The organism is Stenotrophomonas sp. YJH_SMC_81 (assembly GCF_059370875.1).
This window is the reverse complement of sequence record NZ_JCAFUB010000002.1, coordinates 626,078-648,768: the sequence shown is the minus strand read 5'-3', so window position 1 is coordinate 648,768 and position 22,691 is coordinate 626,078. Positions and strand designations below refer to the sequence as shown.

Below are 22,691 nucleotides of genomic sequence, written 5' to 3'. Positions count from 1 at the left end.
CGGCCTTACTTGGCGGCGATGACCTTGGCCATTTCCAGGCACTTGTTGGAGTAGCCCCACTCGTTGTCGTACCAGGTCACCAGCTTGACGAAGGTGCCGTCCAGGGCGATACCGGCGTCGGCGTCGAACACCGAGGTGCAGGTCTCGCCGCGGAAATCGGTGGCCACCACCTTGTCTTCGGTGTAGCCCAGGATGCCCTTCAGCGCGCCTTCGCTCTGTGCCTTCACTTCAGCGCAGATCTCGGCGTAGGTGGCTTCCTTCTCCAGCTCGACGGTCAGGTCGACCACCGACACGTCCGAGGTCGGGACGCGGAAGCTCATGCCGGTCAGCTTCTTGTTCAGTTCCGGGATGACCACGCCGACGGCCTTGGCCGCACCGGTGGACGAGGGAATGATGTTTTCCAGGATGCCACGGCCACCGCGCCAGTCCTTGTTGGACGGGCCATCGACGGTCTTCTGGGTGGCGGTGGCCGCATGCACGGTGGTCATCAGGCCGCGCTTGATGCCCCACTTGTCATTGATGACCTTGGCCAGCGGGGCCAGGCAGTTGGTGGTGCACGAGGCGTTGGAGATGATTGCCTGGCCAGCGTAGGTCTTGTCGTTCACGCCGAACACGAACATCGGCGTGTCGTCCTTCGACGGGGCCGACATGATGACCTTCCTGGCGCCGGCATCGATGTGCTTCTGCGCGGTTTCCTTGGTCAGGAACAGGCCGGTGGCTTCCAGCACCACGTCGGCGCCGACTTCGTCCCACTTCAGGTTGGCCGGGTCGCGTTCCTGGGTCAGGCGGATCTTCTTGCCGTTGACCAGCAGGTCGTTGCCCTGCACCGCCACATCGGCCTTGAAGCGGCCGTGCACGGAGTCGTACTTGAGCATGTAGGCCAGGTAATCCGGCTCCAGCAGATCGTTGATGGCCACGATTTCGATGTCGTCGCCGAAGTTCAGCACCGCCGAGCGCAGGACGTTACGCCCGATGCGACCGAAACCGTTGATACCAACCTTGATTGCCATTTCTCAAGCTCCTGCAGCCGCGACGGGTGCGGCGGGATGGATAGGGCCCACAAGTCTAGCAGGCCGTGGCTGGCCACCGTGGGCCAGGCCGGGCCGCCAGCAGGTCGGCGGACAGGATTTGATCCGGATCAAAGCGTTAGCGCGGCGTGAGGCCGAGACTGTCGCCATCCACCCAGCAACGAGAACACCCCCATGCGCAAGACCTCCCCCCTGATCGTGGCCAGCCTGGCCGCCGCCCTGTCCCTCGCCGCCGCCCCGGCCATGGCCCAGTCCAAGGGCGACTGGACCGTTTCGGCTGGCGTGCACCAGGTGGCGCCGAAGTCGAACAACGGCTGGCTGGCCGGCGGCACCCTGAAGGTCGACGTCGACAACGACGTCAAGCCGACCATCACCGGCGAGTACTTCATCGCCGACAACCTGGGCATCGAAGTGCTGGCCGCACTGCCGTTCAAGCACGACATCAACATCAACGGCCTGGGCCGTGTCGGCAGCACCAAGCAGCTGCCGCCGGTGGTGACCCTGCAGTACCACTTCAACAGCAAGGGCAAGGTGTCGCCGTTCGTTGGCGCGGGCGTGAACTACACCACCTTCTTCAGCGAAGACACCACCGGTGCATTGGCCGGCAGCAAGTTGAAGCTGCAGGATTCGTGGGGCCTGGCCGCGCATGCGGGCATCGACTTCGCGATCGGCGAGAAGGGCGCCCTGCGCGTGGACATGCGCTGGATCGACATCGACAGCAAGGTGAAGTTGAACGGCGAGAAGATCGGCACGGTCAATATCGATCCGCTGGTCTACGGCGCTTCGTACGTCTTCAAGTTCTAAGCGGTGTGTTGATTGCGGGGGCTTCGCCCCCGCTCCCCCGCTGCACGCAGAAACCCTCGCAGCATGTTGCCCCGGTGATTGCCGGGGCTTTTTTGTTTGTGCGAGAAGCACCGGCTTCTGGAATTGGGCGGAGAGGGTGAGGTGATCGGGACACGCCGTAAATACGTCCCTGTAGGCTCGATCGCCGCATCCATGCGGCGAACGGTCCCGCTCACCTCACCCTCTCCACCCTTCCCATCTGCGCGCGCGTACCAGCTCAAGCAAAAGCAGCAGCAACGCCCGGTCATTCGAAGCGTAATGGTTGCCTGCAACTGCAGGAGGCCGATTCTGATCCCGCATTTGTTTTTGATCCTGCCTTTGACGTTTCCATCTGCCTCCGCGGCCATGTTTGGAGGGGAGCGCAGCGGGAGGGGCGGCGGGACCGTTGGTGCCATGGATGGCGCCATCGAGCCTCCAGGTACGGATTCACGGCGTGTCCCGCCGCCCCTCCCGCTGCGCTCCCACTTCGGAACAGGAACGCGCCGCTCTTCAATCCACCTACCCCGCTAGAATGTGTGCATGAAAGCCCTGCACTCCCTGTTCCTCGCCGCCGCCCTGGCGCCGGCCCTGCTGTCCGTCTCCGCCCCCGCCCATGCCTGGGGCGCACAAGGCCACCGCCTTGTCGCCGAAGTCGCCGACGCCCGCCTCAACCCCACCGCCCGCGCCGAAGTGGACCGCCTGCTGGCCACCGAAGCGGACGCCACCCTGGCCAGCATCGCGCCGTGGGCCGACCAGCTGCGCGCCAAGGACCCCAGCCTGGGCCGTCGTTCGGCCGGCTGGCACTACGTCAACATCGCCGAAGACGACTGCCACTACGAAGCACCGAAGCACTGCAAAAACGGCAACTGCATCGTCGAGGCCCTGAAAGCACAGAGCGCCATCCTGGGCGACCGCAGCCTGACCGATGGCGAGCGCCTGCAGGCACTGAAGTTCGTCGTGCACCTGGTCGGCGACATCCACCAGCCGATGCATGCCGGTTACGCCCATGACAAGGGCGGCAACGATTTCCAGCTGCAGTTCGGCAACCGCGGCACCAACCTGCACTCGCTGTGGGACAGCGGCATGCTCAACACCCGCAAGCTCGACGACACCGGCTATCTGCCCGTGCTGCAGGGCCAGCGCGCGCCGAAGCTGGCGCGCCAGTCCAACCCGCAGCGTGACCCGCAGGCCTGGGCCGAGGCCAGCTGCCGCATCTCCATGCAAGCTGGCGTTTATCCGGCGTCGCATAAAATCGGTGACGAATACACCGAGCGCTACCGGCCGCTGGCCGAAGCGCAGCTGCGACTGGCCGGTGAAAACCTGGCGCAGTTGCTGAATCGCGTGCTAGGCACGCGCTGAGGAGAATTCCGATGCCGGTCCAGGTGCAGTCGTTCTTCCACCGTGACAGCAATACCTTCAGCTACCTGGTCAGCGATCCGGCCAGCAGTGAGGCGGCGCTGATCGACCCGGTCCTGGACTACGACCCGGACACCGACGCCAGCAGCGAATCACCGCTGCGCGGGGCATTGCAGGCCATCGAACAGCAGGACCTTCAGCTGCGCTGGCTGCTGGAAACCCATGCCCATGCGGACCATGTGTCGGCCGGGCGCCGGCTCAAGCAGCGCTTCCCGCACGCCACGCTGGCCATCGGTGAAGGCATCCGCGCGGTGCAGGCCACGTTCGCGCCGCGCTATGGCCTGCAGCTTCCGGCCGCCGATGAGATCTTCGATCACCTGTTCAGCGACGGCGAAACCTTTGCCATTGGCGAGCTGCAAGGACAAGTGATCGCCGTGCCCGGCCACACCAGCGACAGCATCGCCTACCTGATCGGCGATGCGCTGTTCACCGGCGATTCGCTGTTCATGCCCGACGGCGGCACCGCACGCTGCGATTTCCCGGGTGGCGATGCCGCGCAGCTGTATCGCTCGATCCAGCGCCTGCTGGCGCTGCCCGATACCACCCGGGTTTTCGTCTGCCACGACTACGGCCCGGGCGGGCGTGATTTCGCCAACGAAACCACCATCGGCGAACAGCGCGCGCACAACATCCACGTGCATGACGGCGTGGCCGAGGCAGAGTTCGTCAGCGTGCGCCAGGCCCGCGATGCCACGCTGGAAGAACCGAAGCTGATGCAACCGGCGGTGAAGGCCAACATCCAGGGAGGGGCCTGACGTACGCCGGGCAGAGCCCGGCGCCATCGGTTTCCATCACGGACCGCGAGCGTTCATTTTCCCTGCGTGCGCACCACATGCTGGCCCTTCACGATCTCGAAGGTGAAGGCGTACTGCAGGGTGACCGCCACCGGCTCGACCCGTTCGGCGCCCCGGCAGTCACCGCGGTCGGCAGGCACCTTGCCAGCCGCGAAGTGGCAGACCGCTGCGGACGAGTACTTCCACATCGCCACGGCCTCCTGCGCAGCCTGCAGCAGGGGCGCATTCTCGCCCGCAGCACCTGCCGCGCACTCCGGGCGATCGGTCAATGGCAGGCTGCGCTCGACGACGCCGTTGGCATCAACCACCACCTGCAGGCAGATCGTGGTCGGCGCCAGTTCCGCACGCGGGTCACGATCGCCGACCTCCGGGTCCGGTGCCGCGTACAACTGCGGCATCCGGTAGCCCTCGGTCGCACCCAGCGAATACGCCTGCAACTGCCCACTGCCACCGCCCGCCTGCGGCTGCAGTCGCTGGTGGCCGACATTCTCGCTGCGGGTGTGCACGGTGGCCAGCCGTTCCTGGCTCGCACACCCCATCATCAGCGCCGCCACCACGAGCAGCGGCGCGGACTTCACTGGGCGTCCTCGATGTTGTCCATCGCAAAGGTGATCGGAATCTTCACTGCGCCTGCCACCGGCTTGCCGTTCTTCATCGCCGGCCGATAGGTCCAGCTGCGCGCTGCGGTGATCGACACCGCGTCGAACACGCCCGGATTGGTGGCACTGAGCACCCTGACATCGGTGGGTTGGCCGCTGGCATCCACTTCCACGCGCAGGTTCACCACGCCCACCTGGCGCTCCTCGACCGCGGATTTCGGATAGGAAGGCGGTGGCATCTTGACGACCTGGATCTCCCGATCCATGACCGCCGCTGCCGGGCGGCCAGCCATCGCATCGCCCTGGCTGGCCCACGCTACTGCGCCCATTCCCAGGCACAACCCGACGACCAGCACCTGCCCCGATACCCACGGCAATGCCTTCCGCTTGGACTGCTTCAACATGGCGATACGCTCCTTCAACACGGGTTGGCTGCGCCAATGGCAGACCGCTGGCGCAACCGGGTGGACCAGCTGCGCCTTCAGCAGCGTGCTGGCGTAAAGCCCGCGCAGCGCAGGCTGCGCGGCGATGGTGCGGGCATCGCAGGCCAGTTCCTGGTCGCGCAGGAAGCAGCGTGCAGCCCAGAGCACCAGCGGGTGGAACCAGAACACCGCACGCATAAGCAGCAACGCACCATTGGCCCAGTGATCGCCATTGCGGCGGTGGCTGCGCTCGTGCTGCAGGATCAGCCCCTGTTCCTGTGCGCTGAACTGTTGATCGAAGTCCGGGCCAACCACGATTCGCGGCCGCCACAGGCCAACCAGTGCTGGCAGGCCTGGGTCACCACTGGCCTGCCAGCTGCCATCGGCGCGCGGCTTCAGCGGGCCCATGCGCCGTTCGAAACGACGCTGTGCGCGCAGGTCGCGCAGCAGGCAGATGCCCATGCCCAGCGCCCATGCCAGCAGCAACAGCGGTGCCCATGGCAGCGACGGCCCTGCCAGTTCGTCCACGGCCCCTGGCTCGACTTTCAGCAGCACTGTCGGCACGTGCTGCAACAGCGCAGCCTGCGGCAACGGCAGCAGCAAGGTCACCAACAGCATCGGCAACAACCACCAGCTGCGATAAGCCAGTCCAGCGCCCCCCATCCACACCAGCAGCGGTCGCAGCACGGCCAGCAGGATCACCCCCATAGCCAGCCACACGCTGGCCTGCCACAGTCCACCGAGCAGCTCAGTCATGGTCCAGCTCCTGGATCAGCTTCTTCAGTTCGGCGATGTCCTGTGCGCTCAACTGGCCGCGTTCGCTGAAGTGCGCGACCAGCGGCGCCACGCGCCCTTCGAAGACACGGCCGATGAAGTCCTGGCTCTGCGCCTCCACCCACACCTGGCGCTGCAACAGCGGGCGATACAGATAGCGCCGGCCATCGCGCTCGGCGGCGATCGCGCCCTTGGTCAGCAGGCGGTTGAGCAGGGTCTTGATGGTCGGCTCGGCCCAGTCGCGGTGGGCCAGCGCGGCCACCACGTCATCGGCACTACGCGGTGCCTGATGCCACAGCACCTCCATCACAACGGCTTCGGCTTCGCTGATCGGGGTCATGATTTACATCCGTAATCGACAGCTCGATTACGCGCGTAATCGAACCGGCTGTCAAGCCCCTCGACTCCGGATTCATCGGCTTTGCGCCAGCATCGAGCCCTCCCGGCCGAGGCCTCGGATGAAAGCGCTTCCCAAGAAGGAATTCCCGGTCGAGCAGGCCCGCCGCTTCCTCGAACCCGGCCCGATCGTGCTGGTCAGCACCGCCTGGCGCGGCCAGCACAACCTGATGACGATGGGCTGGCACATGGTGATGGGCTTCTCGCCGTCACTGGTCGCCACCTACCTGTGGAATGAAAACCACAGCCATGCACTGGCCGTCGGCAGTGGCGAGTGCGTGATCAACGTACCCGGCGTGGAACTGCTCGATACCGTGGTGGACATCGGCAACTGCAGCGGCCGCGAGGTCGACAAGTTCGCCCGTTTCGGGCTCGATGCGCTGCCCGCGCGCGAGGTCGGCGCGCCGCTGGTCGGGCAGTGCCACTCGAACTTCGAATGCCGGTTGTACGACGACAGCCAGGTGGCGTCGAGCAATCTGTTCATCTGGGAGATCGTGCGCGCCCATGTTGCGCCCCGGCCGAAACTGCCGCGCACGGTGCATTACCGCGGCGATGGGCAGTTCATGGTGTCCGGCGCAGAAGTCTCGCGTCGACGGCGGTTCAAGCCCGACATGCTGTAATGCCCGCACTCCCCCACACGTAGGACCGCCGCGCATGACCGAACACCTCACCGACCTGGACGCCGCCGTCGACTGGCTGTTTGCGCGCGTGGACGGGCCGCTGCGGATCGGGGCACCGCTGGCACTGGGCAAGCCGCATCGGCTGCTCAATGCCCTCTACGCACGCGTCGAACATGATCCTTCGCGGCCGCTGCAGCTGTATACCGCGCTGTCGTTGAACCCGCCGAAGGCGCGGGGCAACGGCCTGGAGGCGCGCTTCCTGGCACCGTTCGCGCAACGCCATTTCGGCGACGACTTCCCGCGCCTGGCCTATGCCGATGCGATCGCGCGCGACGCGTTGCCAGCGCACGTGCAGGTGGAAGAGTTCTACATGCAGTCCGGCGCCCTACTCGGGTCGCGGCAGGCGCAATCCAGCTATACCAGCCTGAACTACACCCATGCCGCCGACGCGGTCGCGCAGCGCGCGCCGCAGGTGATCGTGCAGAAGGTGGCGATGCGGCCGAATGACCGTCGGCTTTCGCTGTCGTGCAACAACGACATCACCCAGGACACGCTCGATGCGATGACCGCGCGTGGCCTGCCACGCCCGTTGCTGATTGCCGAGATCGATCCGCAGCTGCCCTATCTGGGCGGCTCGGCGACGGTCGATGTGTCGTTCTTCGATCTCGTGATCACTCCGCCTCCGCCGTACCCGGCGCTGTTCGGGCTGCCGCGGCAGCCGGTCGGCGATGCCGACTACGCCATCGGCCTGTATGCCAGCACCCTGGTACGCGATGGCGGCACCCTGCAGATCGGCATCGGCACGCTGGCCGATGCCCTCAGCCATGCGCTGGTGCTGCGCCACACCGACAACGCGCGCTACCGCCGCGTGCTGCACGCGCTGGATCCGCAGCTGGTCAGCCACCCGCTGGTGCAGGAGATCGGCGGCGTGGATCCATTCGAGGTGGGCCTGTACGGCTGCAGCGAGATGCTCAATGAAGGCTTCCGCCGCCTGGTGCAGACCGGGGTGATCAGGCGCAAGGTGCACGACGACCTGGCGCTGATGCAGCGCATCGAGAATGGCAGCACGTTGTCGATCGACCACGCCACCCTCGCCGCGGAAGGCGAGTACCTGCATGGCGCGTTCTACCTGGGCTCGCCGGAGTTCTACGAGTGGCTGCGCACGCTGCCGGAAGACGAATGCCGTGCGATCGGCATGCGCCGCATCAGCGAGATCAACCAGCTGTATGGCGGTAACGAGGCACTGGAGCGCCTGCAGCGCCGCCATGCGCGTTTCTTCAATTCCTGCATGATGGCTACCGCGCTCGGCGCGGCCGTATCGGATGCGCTGGACGATGGACGCGTGGTGTCCGGCGTGGGCGGCCAGTACAACTTCGTGGCGATGGCACATGCGCTGCCGGAAGCGCGCAGCGTGCTGATGTTCCGTGCCGCACGCGATGACAAGGGCCGCCGGAAATCGAACGTGCGCTGGAACTACGGCCACACCACCATCCCTCGCCACCTGCGTGACATCTACCTCAACGAGTACGGCATCGCCGATCTGCGCGGGCTGACCGACGAGGACTGCGTGCATGCGATGACCGCAATTACCGAAGCGCCCTTCCAGGGCGATCTGCTGCAGCAGGCACAGGCCTCGCGCAAGCTGCTGGCGGCGTCCCAGCCCGACCCGCAGCGCCTGCAGCGCAACACGCCCCAGGCGCTGGCGGCGGCACTGGCACCATTCCGCGCCGATGGCAGCCTGCCGGACTACCCGCTGGGCAGCGATTTCAACGAGATCGAGCAGGTGCTGGTCAAAGCGCTGGCGTGGCTGAAGGCCAACACGCAGACCCGCAGCGACAAGCTGCGCACCGTCTGGGCAGCGCTGCGGCAACCGGCCGGCGACGGCGATGCCGTGTACCTGCAGCGCATGGGCCTGCAGGCACCGAAAGACTTCGCCGAACGCCTGGACGCGCGGCTGCTGCGGCTGGCGCTGGCGCGCACCGCGTAGGCAGGGGCAGCGCCGGGCCGTGCCCGGCGGATGCGTGGTGCCCAACGCGCTATCGTATGCCTATGAGCGACGATTCCCGTTTCCTGCACGACCTGCAGCAACGCCAGGCCGCAGGCGAAGACCTGCGCTATCTGTGTTTCTGGGGCCACCAGCCGCCGCGCAGCGGTGTGTCTGCGTCCTGCTTCAGCCAGTGGTATGACGCCGGCTTCGACATTGATGGCGTGCACTACCGCACCGCCGAGCACTACATGATGGCCGGCAAGGCGCAGTTGTTCGGCGCCAGCGCGCTGCTCGACAAGATCATCGCCAGCGCCACACCGGACAAGGCAAAGGCGCTGGGCCGCCAGATCGGAGGCTTCGATGAAGCGCGCTGGGTACAGGCGCGCTACGACCTGGTGGTGGCCGGCAACCGCGCCAAGTTCAGCCAGAACCCGGAACTGGGCGCCTTCCTGCGCGCCACTGCGGGTTGGGTGCTGGTAGAAGCCAGCCCGGTGGATTTCATCTGGGGCATCGGCCTGGCCAAGGACCACGCCGACGCGCATAACCCGGCGCAGTGGCGCGGATTGAACCTGCTGGGGTTTGCGCTGATGGACGTGCGCGACGCGATGTAACGCTCATCCACGCACGGCGTGGATCTACTGGCAAGACGACCGATTCGTTTTGCCCCACAGAAGAAAAAGAGAAAGGCCGGCTTGCGCCGGCCTTTCCTTCATCACTCCATGTCGCCGCTTACAGCGCCTTGGCAGCTTCCACCACGTGCGCCGTGGTGATGCCGAAGTGCTTGTACAGCTGGTCGGCCGGGGCCGAAGCGCCGAAGGTGTCGATACCGATCACGGCACCGTCCAGGCCTACGAACTGGCGCCAGAAACCGGTGACGCCAGCTTCCACGGCCACGCGCTTGCGCACCGCGTTCGGCAGCACCGATTCACGGTAGGCCGCATCCTGGCGCAGGAACACGTCGGTGGACGGCATCGAGACCACGCGGGTCTTGATACCGGCCGCATCCAGCTGGGCCTTGGCTTCGGTAGCCAGCGAGACTTCCGAACCGGTGGCGATCAGGATCACGTCCGGGGTACCGGCGGCATCGGCCAGCACGTAACCGCCGCGCTCGATCTGCTTGATCTGCTCGGCGCTGCGCGGCTGGTGCGGCAGGTTCTGGCGGCTGAACACCAGGCAGCTCGGGCCGTCCTGGCGGGTGATCGCGGCCTTCCAGCTCACGGCCGACTCGACCGCATCGCACGGGCGCCACACGTCGTTGTTCGGGATGTAGCGCAGCGAGGCCAGGTGCTCCACCGGCTGGTGGGTCGGGCCGTCTTCGCCCAGGCCGATCGAGTCGTGGGTATAGACGTGGATGGCGTGGGCCGGAATCAGCGCGCTCATGCGCACGCCGTTGCGGGCGTAATCGCTGAACACCAGGAAGGTGGCGTCGAACGGAATGAAGCCACCGTGCAGGGCCAGGCCATTGGCGATGGCGGTCATGCCGAACTCGCGCACGCCGTAGTACACGTAGTTGGCGTTGGCGTCGTCGCTGGCGACCGACCTGCTGCCCTTCCACAGGGTCAGGTTGGAGTGCGCCAGGTCGGCCGAGCCACCGACGATTTCCGGCAGCAGCGGCGCATAGGCTTCGATGGCCAGCTGCGAGGCCTTGCGCGAGGCGATCGTCGGGCCCTCGGCGGCCACCTGGGCGATGTAGGCATCGGCCTTGGCAACGAAGTCGGCCGGCAGCTCGCCATGCGAGCGGCGGGTCAGCTCAGCCGCCTCCGCCGGATACTGGCTGGCGTACTTGTCGAACAGCTGTTCCCACTCGGCCTGGCGCAGCGTGCCGGCGCCATTGGCGCGCCAGCCGTCGTAGATCGCCTGCGGGATCTCGAACGGGCCGTATTCCCAGCCCAGCTGCTTGCGGGTGGCTTCCAGCTCGTCCTTGCCCAGCGGAGCACCGTGGCTGGATTCCTTGCCCGCCTTGTTCGGCGAACCGAAGCCGATGGTGGTGCGGCAGCAGATCAGGGTCGGCTTGTCGCTCTGCGACAGCGCGGCCTCGATGCCGGCCTTGATGCTTTCCGGGTCGTGGCCGTCAACATCGCGGATCACGTTCCAGCCATAGGCCTCGAAACGTTCCGGGGTGTTGTCGGTGAACCAGCCCTCGACGTTGCCGTCGATGGAGATGTGGTTGTTGTCCCAGAAGCAGACCAGCTTGTGCAGGCCCCAGGTGCCGGCCAGCGAGGCCGCTTCGTGCGACACGCCTTCCATCAGGCAGCCATCACCCATGAACACCCAGGTGCGGTGGTCGACCACTTCCAGCTCCGGGCGGTTGAAGCGCTGTGCCAGCAGCTTCTCGGCCAGGGCGAAGCCCACGGCATTGGCGAAACCCTGTCCCAGCGGGCCGGTGGTGGTTTCCACGCCCGGGGTCTCGTGGCGCTCCGGGTGGCCGGCGGTGTGGCTGCCCAGCTGGCGGAACAGCTTGAGCTGCTCGATCGGCAGGTCGTAACCGCTCAGGTGCAGCAGCGCGTACTGCAGCATCGAACCGTGGCCGTTGGACAGCACGAAACGGTCGCGGTTGAACCAGTGCGGGTTGCTCGGGTTATGGCGGAGGTAGTCGTTCCAGAGGACTTCGGCGATGTCGGCCATGCCCATGGGCATGCCGGGGTGGCCGGACTTTGCGGTTTCAACCGCATCGGCGGCGAGGAAGCGGATGGCGTTGGCCAACTGGCGACGGGTAGGCTGCGTCATGGTTCTGTCGGAATCGGGAGGCGGCCGCGGACGTGCGGGCGGCCTATTGTCCCACAGACGCGGGGCCGGGTTCAGGCGTAGGACCAGATCCCTTGCCAGTGAAAGGGATCTGGTCCCGCCAACCCCTTACTTGGGCGCGGCAGCCTCGATCACGCCACACATCGACTTCTTCTGGAAGTCCTCGCCAGTGGCGTAGGTGGCCGGGGTGGTCTTGGTCACGGTGATCTTGGAACCCTTGCCCTCGGCTTCAACCAGCACGTTCCACGGCAGGGTGGTCTGGCCACCATTGAACTGGACGTTCTGTTCCAGGGTCAGCATGCCCAGGTCCTTGTCCACGCTGGCCACCTTCAGGCCCGACTTCACGCCCTCGATCTGGATACGCTTGAGAGCGTCGGCCGGGGTAACGTTGGGCACCACGTCCCAGGTGGTGAAGGTGCGCCCGGCGAAGAAGCTGCCGGTCTTGGTGTAGTTGGTTTCACAGGCCTTCTGGGCACTGGCGTCGAAAGCCAGCAGGCCCAGGGCGGCGACCATCACGTACGAAATCCTCATTTCTGCTCCCTTTCGCACGGCGCCAATCCCGACGCCTTCCATGCGTCGGGATAGTATCCATGGCATTCAGGGCGCGTTCAATCGAGGGGCGCGCCCAGCGCCGGTCCGTCATGGGACTCGCCCTTGGCCACCAACGTGGTCAGGGCCAGGTCGCCGGTCACGTTCAGGGCGGTACGGCACATGTCCAGGAAGTGGTTCACGCCCAGGATCAGGCCAATGCCCAGCGGGTTCACACCGACCATCGCGCAGATCATCGCCACCACCGGCAGCGAGCCCGAAGGCACGCCCGCCGTGCCGATGCCGCCAAGGATGCAGACCGCCATCACCATGACCTGCTGGCCAATGCTCAGGTCCACGCCGAAGAACTGGGCCAGGAAGATCACCGTCACGCCCTCGAACAGGGCGGTGCCGTTCTGGTTGGCGGTGGCACCCACGGTCAGCACGAAGCGCGACACGCGCTGCGGCAGGCCCATCTGGTCCGCCACGCGCAGTGCGGTCGGCAGGGTCGCGTTGCTGGAGGCGGTGGAGAACGCCATCACCGTCGCTTCCTGGGTATCGCGGAAGAACGACAGCGGCGAGCGGCCGGACAGCCATACGGCAGTACCGTAGGTCACGACCATGTGCAGGCCGAGCGCCAGCACCACCACGCCCACGTACGCGCCCAGGCGGATGATCAGCTCGAAGCCGAACAGCGCGGCCAGATTGAACATGAAGCAGGCCACTGCATAGGGGGCCAGGCGGATGACCAGGTTGATCAGGGTCATCGAGATTTCGAACACGCCTTCGATGGCGCGGCGCAACGGGGCGACCTTCTCATTGTCGGTCAGCACCATGCCGATGCCGAACATCAGCGCGAAGAACATCAGCGACAGGATCGCGCCATTGTCCGACGCGGCCTGCAGCACATTGCTCGGCACGATCGACAGCAGCATGTCCATGCCCTTCGGCGTGCCATGGATGCCAGCGACGATTTCCTTGCTGCGCTCGGCGTTCTCCGACAGCATCATCGCGGCGACCTGCGGATCCACGCCGACGCCCGGCTTGAGCAGGTTGACCAGCACCAGGCCGATGCCCACGGCAATGCCGGACAGCAGCACGGTATAGGCCAGGGTTTTCCAGCCGATGCGGCCCAGGGCGCGGATGTCGCCCATCTCCGACACGCCCATGATCAGCGCCGAGAAGATCAGCGGCACGATCAGCATGAAGATCAGGTTCAGGAACAGGCCCGACGCCGGGGTGGTGACGTAGTCCATGACCCACTTGGCACCGGCCTGCAGGCCATCGACGCTGCCGCCCAGGGCGTGCACGATCAGTCCCAGGATCAGGCCGATCGCAAAGCCGATGCCCATCTTCCAATGCAGGGGCAACTTCTTGTTGTCGGCAGCAGCTGCTGTCATGCGCGGGTTTCCTCGAAAAATGAATGCACTCTAACAAAGCGCGCAAGCGGCGCCGGTTCAGGTTCGCCGCGTTGGATACAGCGGCGCCAGGCCAGTGTCGGCGGCGCCGGTTGCCGCCGACCAGTGCGGTCCGTCACGGAAGACCTCACGCAGGCGCGCGCGCAACGGGGCCAGTTCGCCCTGCCCGCCCCAGCGCGCCTGCTGCAGGTCCAGCAACACCTGGCGCTGGGCCGGGTCATCCAGCCGGGCGATGACCTGCTCGATGCGTTTCACGCCGGCCATCGCACACAGCCGTGCCTCCACCTGGTCGAAGCCTTCACCATCCAGCGCACGGCGCAGTTCGGCCAGGCCCGCGCGTCCGCTCACTACGGTCGGCACAGAGGGCGTGCCGGCTGCAGGCGCCGCCACACGCGGGCGTCGGCCTCGCTGCCAGCCCCACAACAGGGTCAGCAGCCACAGCAGCGCCAGGCCAATGGCCGCCGCCATCCATGGCCACGGTCGCTCGGACAGGCCGCTGGCGCGTGGATCGGTCGCGGCGATACGCGCATCCTGTCCATCGCTGCCGGGCAGCGCGGCAGCGGTGTCGATCGGTGGCAGCGCTGCCGGCGAGGCAGTGGCGGCGCCGGTACCGGCCGCAACGGCCAGCGTCAGGTCCGGCAGCTTCGCTTCCTGTGCCTTGCCGTTGCGCACATCCCACCAGGGCAGGCGTGGTCCCGGCACCACCAGCGAACCCGGCTGGCGCGGCACGATCGAATAGCGGCGGGTGATCTTCAGGCGCGGCGTGCTGCCGTTGAAGGTCTCTTCGTACTGTGCCGGTTCGGCGAACACCTGCGCGTTGGCGCCGACATCCGGCACCGGCAGGTCGGTGAACTGTGCTCGGGTCGCGCCTTCGGCAACCGCTTCGACCACCACGTTGGCTGCCTCGCCGGTACGGGCACTGGTGGGCGCGCTGGTGTAGCGCAGCTGCAGGCTCTGCAGGGGCAACCACGGCTGCGGCGCCTGTGCCGGCTGTGCCTGCACCTGCAACGTGCGGTCTGCGCCGGTGGCATTCATGCGGCCATCGCCGCCCCCGAAGAAGTCATCGAAGAAACCTCCGGCGCTGCGCCCGCTGAAACGCGCACCGGACAGCCGCAACGCGCCGCTGCGCTCGGGGATCAGCAGGAAACGTCGTTCGACCACGTTGTAGCGGCGCCCGTTGACCTGGCGTACGTCGGTGCGGTCATCGCCCACCCGCTGCAACGACGCGCCCGCCGGGGTGTCCAGCACCAGCTCGCCGGAGGCCAGCTGCGAGGCGAAATACAAGCGCACCACCACGCCCACGCTCTGCTGCACGTACGGCGTATCGTCATCGACAACGGTCTCGATGAAGGCCATCGCATTGCTGTCAGGTCCGGCCACGGCGGCCGCATCGACCTGCAGCGTCAGCGGCGCGGTTCGCGCACTGCCCACCTGCAGGCCCGGTACCACCAGCGCACCGCTGCGCCGGGGGGTCAGCGCCACGCCATACAGGTTGCGCTGCTGCATGCTGCCATTGCTCCATTCCACCTGGCGGCTGCTGGTCTGGCCGCTCAGGTCGAAGTCGGTGCGCAATGGCGTGAAGTCGGGAGCGCCCTGATCGCTCTCGACATTGAGGGTGACCGTATCACCCATCGCGATGCGGTCGCGATCCAGCCAGGCGCGTGGCTGCGCCCAGGCCAGCAGCGGCAGCCACAGCAACAGCGCCGCCAGTACCGGCCGTGACCAGTGCCCGTGCATGTTGATCGCCCGCGTCATCGCCCTTCCCTCTTCCTGCGTTCGTTTTCCAGCTGGAACTTGGCCCGCAGCAACGCGCCCGGATCATCCGGCACGCGCCGCATCCACGCTTCCACCGCCTGTTGCTCCTCGCGCTCGCGCGGCGTGCGGCCCTCAGCCCCCGGTACGGGTTTGCCGTCCTTGCCAGCCTCGCCTTCGCGTGCCTGCTGCATCGCCTGCTGCATGCGCTGGCGCTGCTGCTCATCAGCCTGGGCCTGTGCCTTGGCATCCTCCACCTGTGGTGGCGCCTGCTGGCCATCGCGGCCGCGCTCGCCGGGCTGCGGGCTCGACGGGTTCTTGTCGTCACCCGCCTTGGGCTGCCCCTGCTGGCCCTGGCCGGGATTCTGCTGTCCCTGCTGCGGCTTCTGGCCCTGCGGGTTCTGCTGGCCCGGGGCATCGTTCTGCTGCTTCTGCTGCCCGCTCTGCGGTGGCTTCTGCTGATCCTGGCCTTTGCCACCGGACTGCCTGCGCTTGCGCGCGGCATCGACCACGGCACGGTTGGCGACCGCATCGGCCATGCCGGGATGCAACGCCAGCGCGCGGTCGTAGGCGGCGATCGCTTCGTCGTAGTTGCCTTCGCGTGCCAGCGTGTTGCCCAGGTTGTACCAACCGGCATCGTTGTCGATGCCTTCGAAGCGTTTGCGTGCAGTGGTGAAGTCGCCGTTGCGGTAAGCCTGGACCCCCTCGGCCAGGCGCTGATGCTGCGCCTGGTCGCTACGCTTCCACAGCGTGCCCTGCGCGGGTTGCGAGGCCTGCGTCGCAGGTGCCTGCGCCTGCGCGTCATTCATCCATGGCACGAGGCCGACCGCGAGCACCGCCGCCAGCAGCGCACGACGGCGGAAGGCCAGCAATGCCAGCAGCATCACCGGCGGCAGCAGCCAGAAGCCTTCGTCACGCCACTGCTTGCCTTCGCCCGGCCGCTGCGCCGCCGTGCCTTCGCGCGCGTCGAGTACACCGAGCGCACGCAGATCGCTGTCATCGGCGGAGATGCGTGCATAGCGGCCGCCGCCTGCAGTGGCCACCGCGCGCAGGCTGCCCTCATCCAGCGCAGCCTGGCGGATCTGCCCGCTGCCATCGCGGTAGGCCGCACCGGCAGGCGTGCCCAGGCCCAGCACCGACACCTGCAGGCCCAGGCTGCGTGCCTGCGCTGCCGCCAGTGCAGCTTCACCATCCGCCTGGTCGCTGACCAGCAGGATCTGCCCCTGCAGCGCACCAATCTGCCGCATCAGCCGTGTTGCCCAGTCGATGCCGCGGTCGGCACGCTGGCCATCGCGCGGCATCACGTCCGGCGACAGCGCATCCAGATACAGCGCGACGTTGCTGCCGTCGTCGGTCAGCGGCGCCACGGTGTAGGCATCATCGGCATACACCACCAGGCCCACCTGCCCGCCCTGGCGCGCGCGCAGCAGCTGGCCCACTTTCGCGCGCGCCTGCAGCAGGCGCGACGGTGGCAGATCGGTTGCGCTGATCCGGCTGGACAGGTCCAGTACCACCAGCAGCGGTGCGCTGGCCTGGAACATCGGCTGCGCCTGCTGCCGCCAGCTCGGCCCGGCCATCGCCAGCGATGCCAGTGTCCAGCCCAGCAGCAGCGCCCATGGCAGGCGCACACGACGCTTCGCGCCGGCGGCCAGCAGATGTGGCAACAGATGTGCATCCACCGCCTGCCGCCACGCATCACTGCGCCGTTGCCGGTACAGCACCAACGCGATGATCAGCGGCAGCGCCAGCAGTGCCCACAACCACTCGGGCCGCAGGAAGTGCAGCGCGTTCCAGTCGGGAAGATTCGAAGCAAACGCGATCATCGGCGACGCTCCGGCCACAGCCAGGCCAATGCGCCCAGCAGCAATGCCAGGCCCAACGGCCACGCATAGCGTTCCTCGCGAGGGCGCAGGCTCGGGCCCTTTGCGGCCACTGGCTCCAGGCGATCAAGCTCGGCATAGATGCCGGCCAGCTGCGCGGTATCACGCGCGCGGAAGAACTGGCCACCGGTCATGCTGGCGATCTTCTTCAGGGTGGCCTCATCGACCGGATCCTGGTCGGTGGAAATCGGAATGCCGAACAACCGCATGCTGCCATCGCCGCCAAATGCGACCGTGTGGATGCGCACGCCCTCGGCGCGCGCCACTTCCGCGGCGCGCAGCGGTTCCAGCACACCGGCATTGCTGACACCATCGGTCAGCAGGATCAGCACGCGCTGTCCCTCCGGCTGGGTACGCAGGCGCTTGACCGCCAGGCCGATGGCATCCCCGATGGCGGTCTCGCGCCCGGCCAGGCCGACCACGCTGTCGCGCAGCTGGTCGCGCACGCTGGCCAGGTCCGCAGTCAGCGGCGTGAGTGTGTAGGCGCGGTCGCCGAAGATCAGCAGGCCGACGCGGTCGCCCGCACGACGATCCAGGAAGTCGGCAAGCACGGCCTTGGCTGCGGTCAGGCGATCGACCGCCTGGTCGCCCAGCACCATGTCGCCCTCGCCCATGCTTCCGGACACGTCCATCGCCAACATCATCTGTCGGCCCTCCTGCGGGGGCGTGATGGCGTCGCCCAGCTGCTGCGGTCGCGCCAGCGCGATGCACAGTGCACACCACCCCAGCCACAGCAGCAGCGTGCGCAGCCACGACACGTCGACGCGGCCACCACCGGACAGCGCTTCCAGCTCGGCGGCAGCGTAGGGGACGCGTAGTGCAGCACCCGGCGCTGCACGGCGCTTCCACCAGCGCATCAGCAGCGGCATCGGGAGGGCCAGCAGGGCCAACGGCCACGCCAGCTGCAGGTCCGGCCATGGCCAGTAACTTGCCAGCAGGTTCATCGGCGGCGCTCCAGCAGCATCGCCAGATAGCGTTCGCGGGCCCAGCTGCGTATGGCCGCCACATCGCGGTTGTCGACGCGCGGGCGATAGGCGCCTTCGGCCAACAGGCTGCGGTGGTCATCGGCCAGCGTGCGCTGCGGGTCGAGGCGTTGCCACCAGGCGTCATCGCGCAGCGATTCACTGCCCGGCCGTGCATGGCGTGCGGCACGGCGCAGCAGTCCGGCGATGGCCGCCAGTTCGGCCGCAGCGTCGGGGGCGGTTGCCAGTTCCTGATCGAACAGCTGCAACCAGCGCTCGCGACGGCGGCGACGTCGCCACATCACCACGGCGGTCACCAGCAGCACCAGCACGACCACCGCGCCGATCATCAGGTAACCGGGGGCTGGCGGCCACCATGACGGTGCCGGCGGCAGCTGCACATCGCGCAACGGCAGCGCGGCGCTCATGCCGGCACCTCGGTCGGCGACGGCGCCAGCCAAGCGTCGCTGGACGCATCGGAGGACAGCACCTGCACGTCGACGCGGCGTGCGCCGAGCTGGCGCCGCAGCTCCTGCAGCGGCTCGACAAAATGCGCCTGCCAGTGCGCCTGCACTTCGCTGCGGCGCAGGTCGAGACCGATGCGCTGCTGCGCGGTCTGGAACTGCAACGCCGCCGACGGTGGCCGCAGCTCCAGTGGATCGACCAGCAGCACCAGGCTGAGGTCGTGATGCTGGGCCAGCGCGCTCCAGCGCGCGGGCGGAATGCGGATGGCCTGCTGCGGATCGGCCAGCACCAGCATGCGCGCGCCTGGGCGCAGCACGCGGCCGGCATGATCCAGCGCGCGCTCCAGGCCCAGATCATCGGCCGGCGGCTGTGCGTACCAGCGGGTCAGCGCGTCGAGCACGCGCAGCACTCCGCGTGGCCCACCTGCGGGGGTGATCGGCGCTTCGCGGTCGCTGCCACGCAATGCGCCCACGCGGTCGCCACGGCGCTGCGCCGACCACGCGGCGACAGCACCCGCGCGTGCGGCCTGCACCGATTTGAAGCGCACGCGGGTACCGAAGTACAGCGCCGGCGACGTGTCGGCCACGATCAGGCTGACCCGCTCACGCTCGGCCTGGAACAGTTTGGTATGGGCGCGGCCGGTGCGCGCCGTCACGCGCCAATCGATGTGGCGCGCGTCGTCGCCGGCCACGTATTCGCGCGACTCGGCGTACTCCATGCCGCGGCCGCGCAGCGGGGATGGTGCCTGGCCCGCGTTGCCGGTGCGGCCACGGCGCGGCGGCGGCGGACGCTGTGCCAGCCGACGCAGCGCGACCAGTTCGGCCAGCTGCGGGCGCAGCCCGTCACCTTCGAGCGCAGACGGTGCCTGTTCCAGGGATCGATCGGTCATGCGCAGGCTCAGGGTGCCGGCACCCGGGCCAGCAGCTCCTGCACCAGGCGCTCGCCGTCCCAGCCTTCGGCGGTGGCTTCATAGCTGGGCAGCACGCGATGGCGCAGCACATCAGCGGCCACCGCACGCACGTCATCGGGGGTGACGAAGTCGCGGCCGGCCAGCCAGGCGCGCGCACGGGCACAGCGCTCCAGTGCGATGGATCCGCGCGGGCTTGCCCCCCATGCGATGCGGCGGCCGAGGCCGGCGTCGTAGCGCGATGGATCGCGCGAGGCCAGCACCAGTTCGATCAGGTAGCGCTCCAGTGCCGGTGCCATGTGCAGGTCCAGCACTTCGCGGCGGGCGTCGAACACGTCCTGCATCGGCATCTTGTCCGGCGCCGGCGCGGCCTCACCCAATGCGCCACGGGCACGCTCACGGGCCAGCCGCAGGATCTCCGATTCGGCGGCCTGGTCCGGGTAACCGATGCGCACATGCATCAGGAAGCGGTCCAGCTGCGCTTCCGGCAGCGGGAAGGTACCTTCCTGCTCGATCGGGTTCTGCGTGGCCATCACCAGGAACAGCGGCGGCAGCGCATAGGTATGGCGGCCAACCGTGACCTGGCGCTCGCCCATGGCTTCCAGCAGCGCCGACTGCACCTTGGCCGGCGCACGGTTGATCTCGTCGGCCAGCAGGATCGGGTGGAAGATCGGGCCAGGCACGAACTCGAAGCGGCCCTCCTGGGGGCGCCAGATCTCGGTGCCGGTGAGGTCGGCCGGCAGCAGGTCGGGCGTGAACTGCACGCGGGCAAAGTCTGCTTCCAGGCGCGAGGCCAGTGCACGGATCGCCGTGGTCTTGGCCAGGCCCGGCGCGCCCTCCACCAGCAGGTGGCCGTCGGCCAGCAACGCGATCAGCAGGCGTTCGACCAGGGCCGCCTGGCCGACGATCTCGGTCGACAACGCATCGCGCAGCTGGGTGAATGCCGCATGCAGGCGGGAGGTTGCCGGCGCGGGCGGCGGCGAGACAGTTTCGGGCATCGGCGGTGGCAGGTTCATGGGGGCCTTTGACCGGCGCAGGACGGCACGGGTTCCCCACATCATCGCAGGGTGCCTTGCGATTGGCATCAAGGACGGCTGAACAGCGCATCCACGCAGGGCGTGGATCTACCGGCGGAAACGAGGAAGGGCCGCACAGGGCGGCCCTTCTTCGAAGACTTCGGAGCGATGGCTCAGTTCTGCTTGGCCACGCGCAGCACCTTCGGGGTGACGAACACCAGCAGTTCGGCCTTGTCCTTGTTGCGGCCGCGCTTCTTGAACAGGTTGCCCAGGAACGGCACGTCGCCCAGGAACGGCACCTTGCTGATGCTGTTGCGATCGGTGAATTCGTAGACGCCACCGATCACCACGGTCTGCCCGTCCTCGACCAGCACCGCGGTATTGACTTCGCGGCGGTTGATCGACGGCACGGTGCCGTAGCCTTCCAGCTGGATCAGCTGGTCGACTTCGTCCTTCTTCACCTGCATGTTGAGGAACACGCGGTTGTCGTTGGTGATGGTCGGGGTGACCTTCAGCTCCAGCACCACTTCCTTGAACTGGACGTTCGGCGTCGCCACGCCACCAGCGCCACCACCGCTGATGGTGACGTAGCCGATTTCCTTGCCCTGCTTGATCATCGCTTCGCGCTGGTTGGTGGTGACCACGCGCGGGTTGGAGATCACCTCGCCTCGCGACTCCTGCTGCATGGCCGACAGCTCCACGTCCAGCAGGTACCCGGCATTGAGGATGGACAGTGCCAGCGAACCCGGGTTGCTGGCGGCAGCCACCGGCAGGTTCCAGTTCAGGCCACGGGTGATGGTCGAGCCCACCGGGACAGGAGCCGGGCCTACGCGGCCACCGGCGATCCAGTCGCGCTCGGCCTTGGCGTTGTCCTGCGCGGACTTGACCTGCGATTCCCGGGTCAAGCGGTTGGCTTCAAGATTGCCGCTGAAATAGACATTGTCGCGGCTGCCGCTGACACCGAACTTCGCACCCAGTTCGCGGGCGAAGGTATCGGTGGCGATGACGATGCGGCTTTCGATCAGCACCTGGTCGACCGGGCGGTCGATCACGTTGATCAGCTCGCGCATGCGCGCGATCTTCTTCGGGATGTCGCTGATCATCAGCGTGTTGGTGCGCTCGTCGGCCACGATGCGGCCGCGCGAGGACAGGAAGCCACTGTCTTCCTGCGACGAGCTGCCCGAACCACCGCCGCTGCCACCACCACCACTGCCACCGATGCCCTTGGCCTCGGTCAGCGCTTTGAAGATCTGCGTAGCGCTGTGGTAGTTGATCTGGATGTAGTCGGTCTGCAGGTCTTCGCGGTTCTCGATGGCGATGCGCGCGTCTTCCTTCTCCTGCTCGAACTTGGCCAGTTCGGCCTGCGGCGCCACCCAGATCACGCTGCCGTCGCGACGCTTGTCCAGGCCCTTCGCGCGCAGCACGATGTCCAGCGCCTGGTCCCACGGCACATTGACCAGGCGCAGGGTCACATTGCCCTGCACCGAGTCGGACGCAACCACGTTCAGGTTGGACTCCTCGGCGATCAACTGCAGCACGGTGCGCACCGGCACGTCCTGGAAGTTGAAGGTCACCGGCTTGCCGGTGAAACCGCGCTGGCCGACGGCCTTGGCCGCCTGGGTGACGCTGCCGGCAGTGACCGCGCCGACGGCGGCCGGGGCCTGCCGCGGGCTGATCTCGACCACGTACTCATTGCCGCTCTGGTACGCCAGCGACTCCACTGCACCGCCGGTGCTCAGCACCAGCTGGGTGCCGGCACCGGACGGCTTGGCGTCGATGCGCTGTACCGGCGTGGCGAAGTCGGTGACGTTCATCGGCTTCTGCAGGTTGGCCGGCAGTCGGGCATTGCCGACGTCGACCACCACGCTGTTGCCCTGCGTGCGCAGGTCAGGGATCGCGCCCTGCCCGTCGAACTGCACGATCAGGCGCCCGGCGCCGTCATCGCCACGCTTGAAATCGATCTTGGCCACAGACAGGCCTGCCGGCGCAGCGGCCGGTGCCACGGTGGCGCCCACCGGCTTTTCCGCCGGTGCGGCAGCCAGCGCCGGAGCGCAGGCCAGCATCAGCGCGACTCCCAGCGCGCTGACACGGTTCAAGGTAGAGCGCCGGATGGGACGCAGCCCCTTGGCTTGGTGAAAGGTCATCGTGCTATCCCCAGTA

Annotated in this window: 20 protein-coding genes; 6 read left to right on the top strand and 14 right to left on the bottom strand. The window is 67.4% G+C overall.

The features are described 5' to 3' along the window. Positions 1 to 5 precede the first annotated feature (5 nt). Positions 6 to 1,010, bottom strand: coding sequence for a type I glyceraldehyde-3-phosphate dehydrogenase (gene gap, locus AC5P8U_RS06475; RefSeq protein WP_005418885.1), 1,005 nt, complete (start codon positions 1,008 to 1,010; stop codon positions 6 to 8). Between the two features lie 192 nt (positions 1,011 to 1,202). Here gap and AC5P8U_RS06470 point away from each other — a divergent pair, with 192 nt between their 5' ends. From AC5P8U_RS06470 to AC5P8U_RS06460, 3 genes are all read left to right on the top strand, one after another. Further along, entirely contained in the window at positions 1,203 to 1,832 is a 630-nt protein-coding gene (locus AC5P8U_RS06470) for an OmpW/AlkL family protein (protein ID WP_049410595.1), read from the top strand. 558 nt (positions 1,833 to 2,390) lie between these two features. Continuing rightward, positions 2,391 to 3,209 carry a S1/P1 nuclease gene (locus AC5P8U_RS06465; protein ID WP_072168477.1) on the top strand — a complete coding sequence of 273 codons (819 nt, stop codon included), beginning with the start codon at positions 2,391 to 2,393 and terminating at the stop codon, positions 3,207 to 3,209. Between the two features lie 11 nt (positions 3,210 to 3,220). Beyond that, positions 3,221 to 4,021: an MBL fold metallo-hydrolase gene (locus AC5P8U_RS06460; RefSeq protein ID WP_065179072.1), complete on the top strand. Its 801-nt coding sequence runs from the start codon at positions 3,221 to 3,223 to the stop codon at positions 4,019 to 4,021. A gap of 53 nt (positions 4,022 to 4,074) precedes the next feature. Here the strand turns inward: AC5P8U_RS06460 and AC5P8U_RS06455 are convergent, their stop codons facing one another. The 3 genes from AC5P8U_RS06455 to AC5P8U_RS06445 are packed head-to-tail and all read right to left on the bottom strand — an operon-like array spanning position 4,075 to position 6,195. Next, complete coding sequence (locus AC5P8U_RS06455) at positions 4,075 to 4,638, bottom strand: hypothetical protein (RefSeq protein WP_069139291.1); 564 nt, start codon at positions 4,636 to 4,638, stop codon at positions 4,075 to 4,077. Next, complete coding sequence (locus tag AC5P8U_RS06450; protein WP_495214007.1) at positions 4,635 to 5,837, bottom strand: M56 family metallopeptidase; 1,203 nt, start codon at positions 5,835 to 5,837, stop codon at positions 4,635 to 4,637. The genes AC5P8U_RS06455 and AC5P8U_RS06450 overlap by 4 nt, the downstream gene beginning before the upstream one ends. Beyond that, positions 5,830 to 6,195, bottom strand: a complete 366-nt coding sequence (locus AC5P8U_RS06445; protein WP_005418895.1) for a BlaI/MecI/CopY family transcriptional regulator — start codon at positions 6,193 to 6,195, stop codon at positions 5,830 to 5,832. The genes AC5P8U_RS06450 and AC5P8U_RS06445 overlap by 8 nt, the downstream gene beginning before the upstream one ends. A 118-nt stretch (positions 6,196 to 6,313) precedes the next feature. Here AC5P8U_RS06445 and AC5P8U_RS06440 point away from each other — a divergent pair, with 118 nt between their 5' ends. The 3 genes from AC5P8U_RS06440 to ybiA all read left to right on the top strand — a co-directional run bounded on the left by AC5P8U_RS06440 (position 6,314) and on the right by ybiA (position 9,469). Further along, on the top strand, positions 6,314 to 6,871 hold the full coding sequence (locus AC5P8U_RS06440) for a flavin reductase family protein (RefSeq protein WP_005418896.1): 558 nt from the start codon (positions 6,314 to 6,316) through the stop codon (positions 6,869 to 6,871). 34 nt (positions 6,872 to 6,905) lie between these two features. Beyond that, the gene (locus AC5P8U_RS06435; RefSeq protein WP_088497532.1) at positions 6,906 to 8,858 is read left to right on the top strand and encodes an acetyl-CoA hydrolase/transferase C-terminal domain-containing protein; all 1,953 of its coding nucleotides are present in this window, start codon (positions 6,906 to 6,908) and stop codon (positions 8,856 to 8,858) included. Between the two features lie 62 nt (positions 8,859 to 8,920). Continuing rightward, positions 8,921 to 9,469 carry a riboflavin biosynthesis intermediates N-glycosidase gene (gene ybiA / locus AC5P8U_RS06430; RefSeq protein WP_495214003.1) on the top strand — a complete coding sequence of 183 codons (549 nt, stop codon included), beginning with the start codon at positions 8,921 to 8,923 and terminating at the stop codon, positions 9,467 to 9,469. Between the two features lie 118 nt (positions 9,470 to 9,587). On the opposite strand, the gene tkt is transcribed toward ybiA, so the two are convergent. The 10 genes from tkt to AC5P8U_RS06380 form a co-directional block, all read right to left on the bottom strand. Continuing rightward, positions 9,588 to 11,585 carry a transketolase gene (tkt, locus tag AC5P8U_RS06425; RefSeq protein ID WP_065179078.1) on the bottom strand — a complete coding sequence of 666 codons (1,998 nt, stop codon included), beginning with the start codon at positions 11,583 to 11,585 and terminating at the stop codon, positions 9,588 to 9,590. Between the two features lie 126 nt (positions 11,586 to 11,711). After that, positions 11,712 to 12,134, bottom strand: coding sequence for a hypothetical protein (locus AC5P8U_RS06420; protein WP_227837915.1), 423 nt, complete (start codon positions 12,132 to 12,134; stop codon positions 11,712 to 11,714). 77 nt (positions 12,135 to 12,211) lie between these two features. Beyond that, positions 12,212 to 13,531 (bottom strand): dicarboxylate/amino acid:cation symporter, encoded by a 1,320-nt coding sequence (locus AC5P8U_RS06415; RefSeq protein ID WP_495214001.1) that lies wholly within the window; start codon positions 13,529 to 13,531, stop codon positions 12,212 to 12,214. Between the two features lie 57 nt (positions 13,532 to 13,588). Then, positions 13,589 to 15,304, bottom strand: a complete 1,716-nt coding sequence (locus AC5P8U_RS06410; RefSeq protein WP_252745409.1) for a BatD family protein — start codon at positions 15,302 to 15,304, stop codon at positions 13,589 to 13,591. Further along, positions 15,301 to 17,124 carry a tetratricopeptide repeat protein gene (locus AC5P8U_RS06405; protein ID WP_188240647.1) on the bottom strand — a complete coding sequence of 608 codons (1,824 nt, stop codon included), beginning with the start codon at positions 17,122 to 17,124 and terminating at the stop codon, positions 15,301 to 15,303. Before AC5P8U_RS06405 ends, AC5P8U_RS06410 begins: the two co-directional genes overlap by 4 nt. Continuing rightward, positions 17,121 to 18,125, bottom strand: coding sequence for a vWA domain-containing protein (locus AC5P8U_RS06400; RefSeq protein WP_088497531.1), 1,005 nt, complete (start codon positions 18,123 to 18,125; stop codon positions 17,121 to 17,123). The genes AC5P8U_RS06405 and AC5P8U_RS06400 overlap by 4 nt, the downstream gene beginning before the upstream one ends. Next, positions 18,122 to 18,571: a DUF4381 family protein gene (locus tag AC5P8U_RS06395; RefSeq protein WP_088497530.1), complete on the bottom strand. Its 450-nt coding sequence runs from the start codon at positions 18,569 to 18,571 to the stop codon at positions 18,122 to 18,124. Before AC5P8U_RS06395 ends, AC5P8U_RS06400 begins: the two co-directional genes overlap by 4 nt. Further along, positions 18,568 to 19,497: a DUF58 domain-containing protein gene (locus tag AC5P8U_RS06390; protein WP_088497529.1), complete on the bottom strand. Its 930-nt coding sequence runs from the start codon at positions 19,495 to 19,497 to the stop codon at positions 18,568 to 18,570. The genes AC5P8U_RS06395 and AC5P8U_RS06390 overlap by 4 nt, the downstream gene beginning before the upstream one ends. 8 nt (positions 19,498 to 19,505) lie before the next feature. Beyond that, a complete protein-coding gene (locus AC5P8U_RS06385; protein ID WP_005418911.1) occupies positions 19,506 to 20,531 on the bottom strand; it encodes an AAA family ATPase in 1,026 nt (341 codons plus the stop codon). A gap of 173 nt (positions 20,532 to 20,704) precedes the next feature. Next, the gene (locus tag AC5P8U_RS06380; RefSeq protein ID WP_061479337.1) at positions 20,705 to 22,675 is read right to left on the bottom strand and encodes a type IV pilus secretin PilQ; all 1,971 of its coding nucleotides are present in this window, start codon (positions 22,673 to 22,675) and stop codon (positions 20,705 to 20,707) included. Positions 22,676 to 22,691: the final 16 nt, after the last annotated feature.

Excerpts from the sequence above, each read along its gene's own strand:
- gap (WP_005418885.1), bottom strand. The coding sequence starts at position 1,010 with ATGGCAATCAAGGTTGGTATCAACGGTTTCGGTCGCATCGGGCGTAAC.
- AC5P8U_RS06470 (WP_049410595.1), top strand. The coding sequence starts at position 1,203 with ATGCGCAAGACCTCCCCCCTGATCGTGGCCAGCCTGGCCGCCGCCCTG.
- AC5P8U_RS06465 (WP_072168477.1), top strand. The coding sequence starts at position 2,391 with ATGAAAGCCCTGCACTCCCTGTTCCTCGCCGCCGCCCTGGCGCCGGCC.
- AC5P8U_RS06460 (WP_065179072.1), top strand. The coding sequence starts at position 3,221 with ATGCCGGTCCAGGTGCAGTCGTTCTTCCACCGTGACAGCAATACCTTC.
- AC5P8U_RS06450 (WP_495214007.1), bottom strand. The coding sequence starts at position 5,837 with ATGACTGAGCTGCTCGGTGGACTGTGGCAGGCCAGCGTGTGGCTGGCT.
- AC5P8U_RS06445 (WP_005418895.1), bottom strand. The coding sequence starts at position 6,195 with ATGACCCCGATCAGCGAAGCCGAAGCCGTTGTGATGGAGGTGCTGTGG.
- AC5P8U_RS06440 (WP_005418896.1), top strand. The coding sequence starts at position 6,314 with ATGAAAGCGCTTCCCAAGAAGGAATTCCCGGTCGAGCAGGCCCGCCGC.
- AC5P8U_RS06435 (WP_088497532.1), top strand. The coding sequence starts at position 6,906 with ATGACCGAACACCTCACCGACCTGGACGCCGCCGTCGACTGGCTGTTT.
- ybiA (WP_495214003.1), top strand. The coding sequence starts at position 8,921 with ATGAGCGACGATTCCCGTTTCCTGCACGACCTGCAGCAACGCCAGGCC.
- tkt (WP_065179078.1), bottom strand. The coding sequence starts at position 11,585 with ATGACGCAGCCTACCCGTCGCCAGTTGGCCAACGCCATCCGCTTCCTC.
- AC5P8U_RS06420 (WP_227837915.1), bottom strand. The coding sequence starts at position 12,134 with ATGAGGATTTCGTACGTGATGGTCGCCGCCCTGGGCCTGCTGGCTTTC.
- AC5P8U_RS06415 (WP_495214001.1), bottom strand. The coding sequence starts at position 13,531 with ATGACAGCAGCTGCTGCCGACAACAAGAAGTTGCCCCTGCATTGGAAG.
- AC5P8U_RS06410 (WP_252745409.1), bottom strand. The coding sequence starts at position 15,304 with ATGACGCGGGCGATCAACATGCACGGGCACTGGTCACGGCCGGTACTG.
- AC5P8U_RS06405 (WP_188240647.1), bottom strand. The coding sequence starts at position 17,124 with ATGATCGCGTTTGCTTCGAATCTTCCCGACTGGAACGCGCTGCACTTC.
- AC5P8U_RS06400 (WP_088497531.1), bottom strand. The coding sequence starts at position 18,125 with ATGAACCTGCTGGCAAGTTACTGGCCATGGCCGGACCTGCAGCTGGCG.
- AC5P8U_RS06395 (WP_088497530.1), bottom strand. The coding sequence starts at position 18,571 with ATGAGCGCCGCGCTGCCGTTGCGCGATGTGCAGCTGCCGCCGGCACCG.
- AC5P8U_RS06390 (WP_088497529.1), bottom strand. The coding sequence starts at position 19,497 with ATGACCGATCGATCCCTGGAACAGGCACCGTCTGCGCTCGAAGGTGAC.
- AC5P8U_RS06385 (WP_005418911.1), bottom strand. The coding sequence starts at position 20,531 with ATGAACCTGCCACCGCCGATGCCCGAAACTGTCTCGCCGCCGCCCGCG.
- AC5P8U_RS06380 (WP_061479337.1), bottom strand. The coding sequence starts at position 22,675 with ATGACCTTTCACCAAGCCAAGGGGCTGCGTCCCATCCGGCGCTCTACC.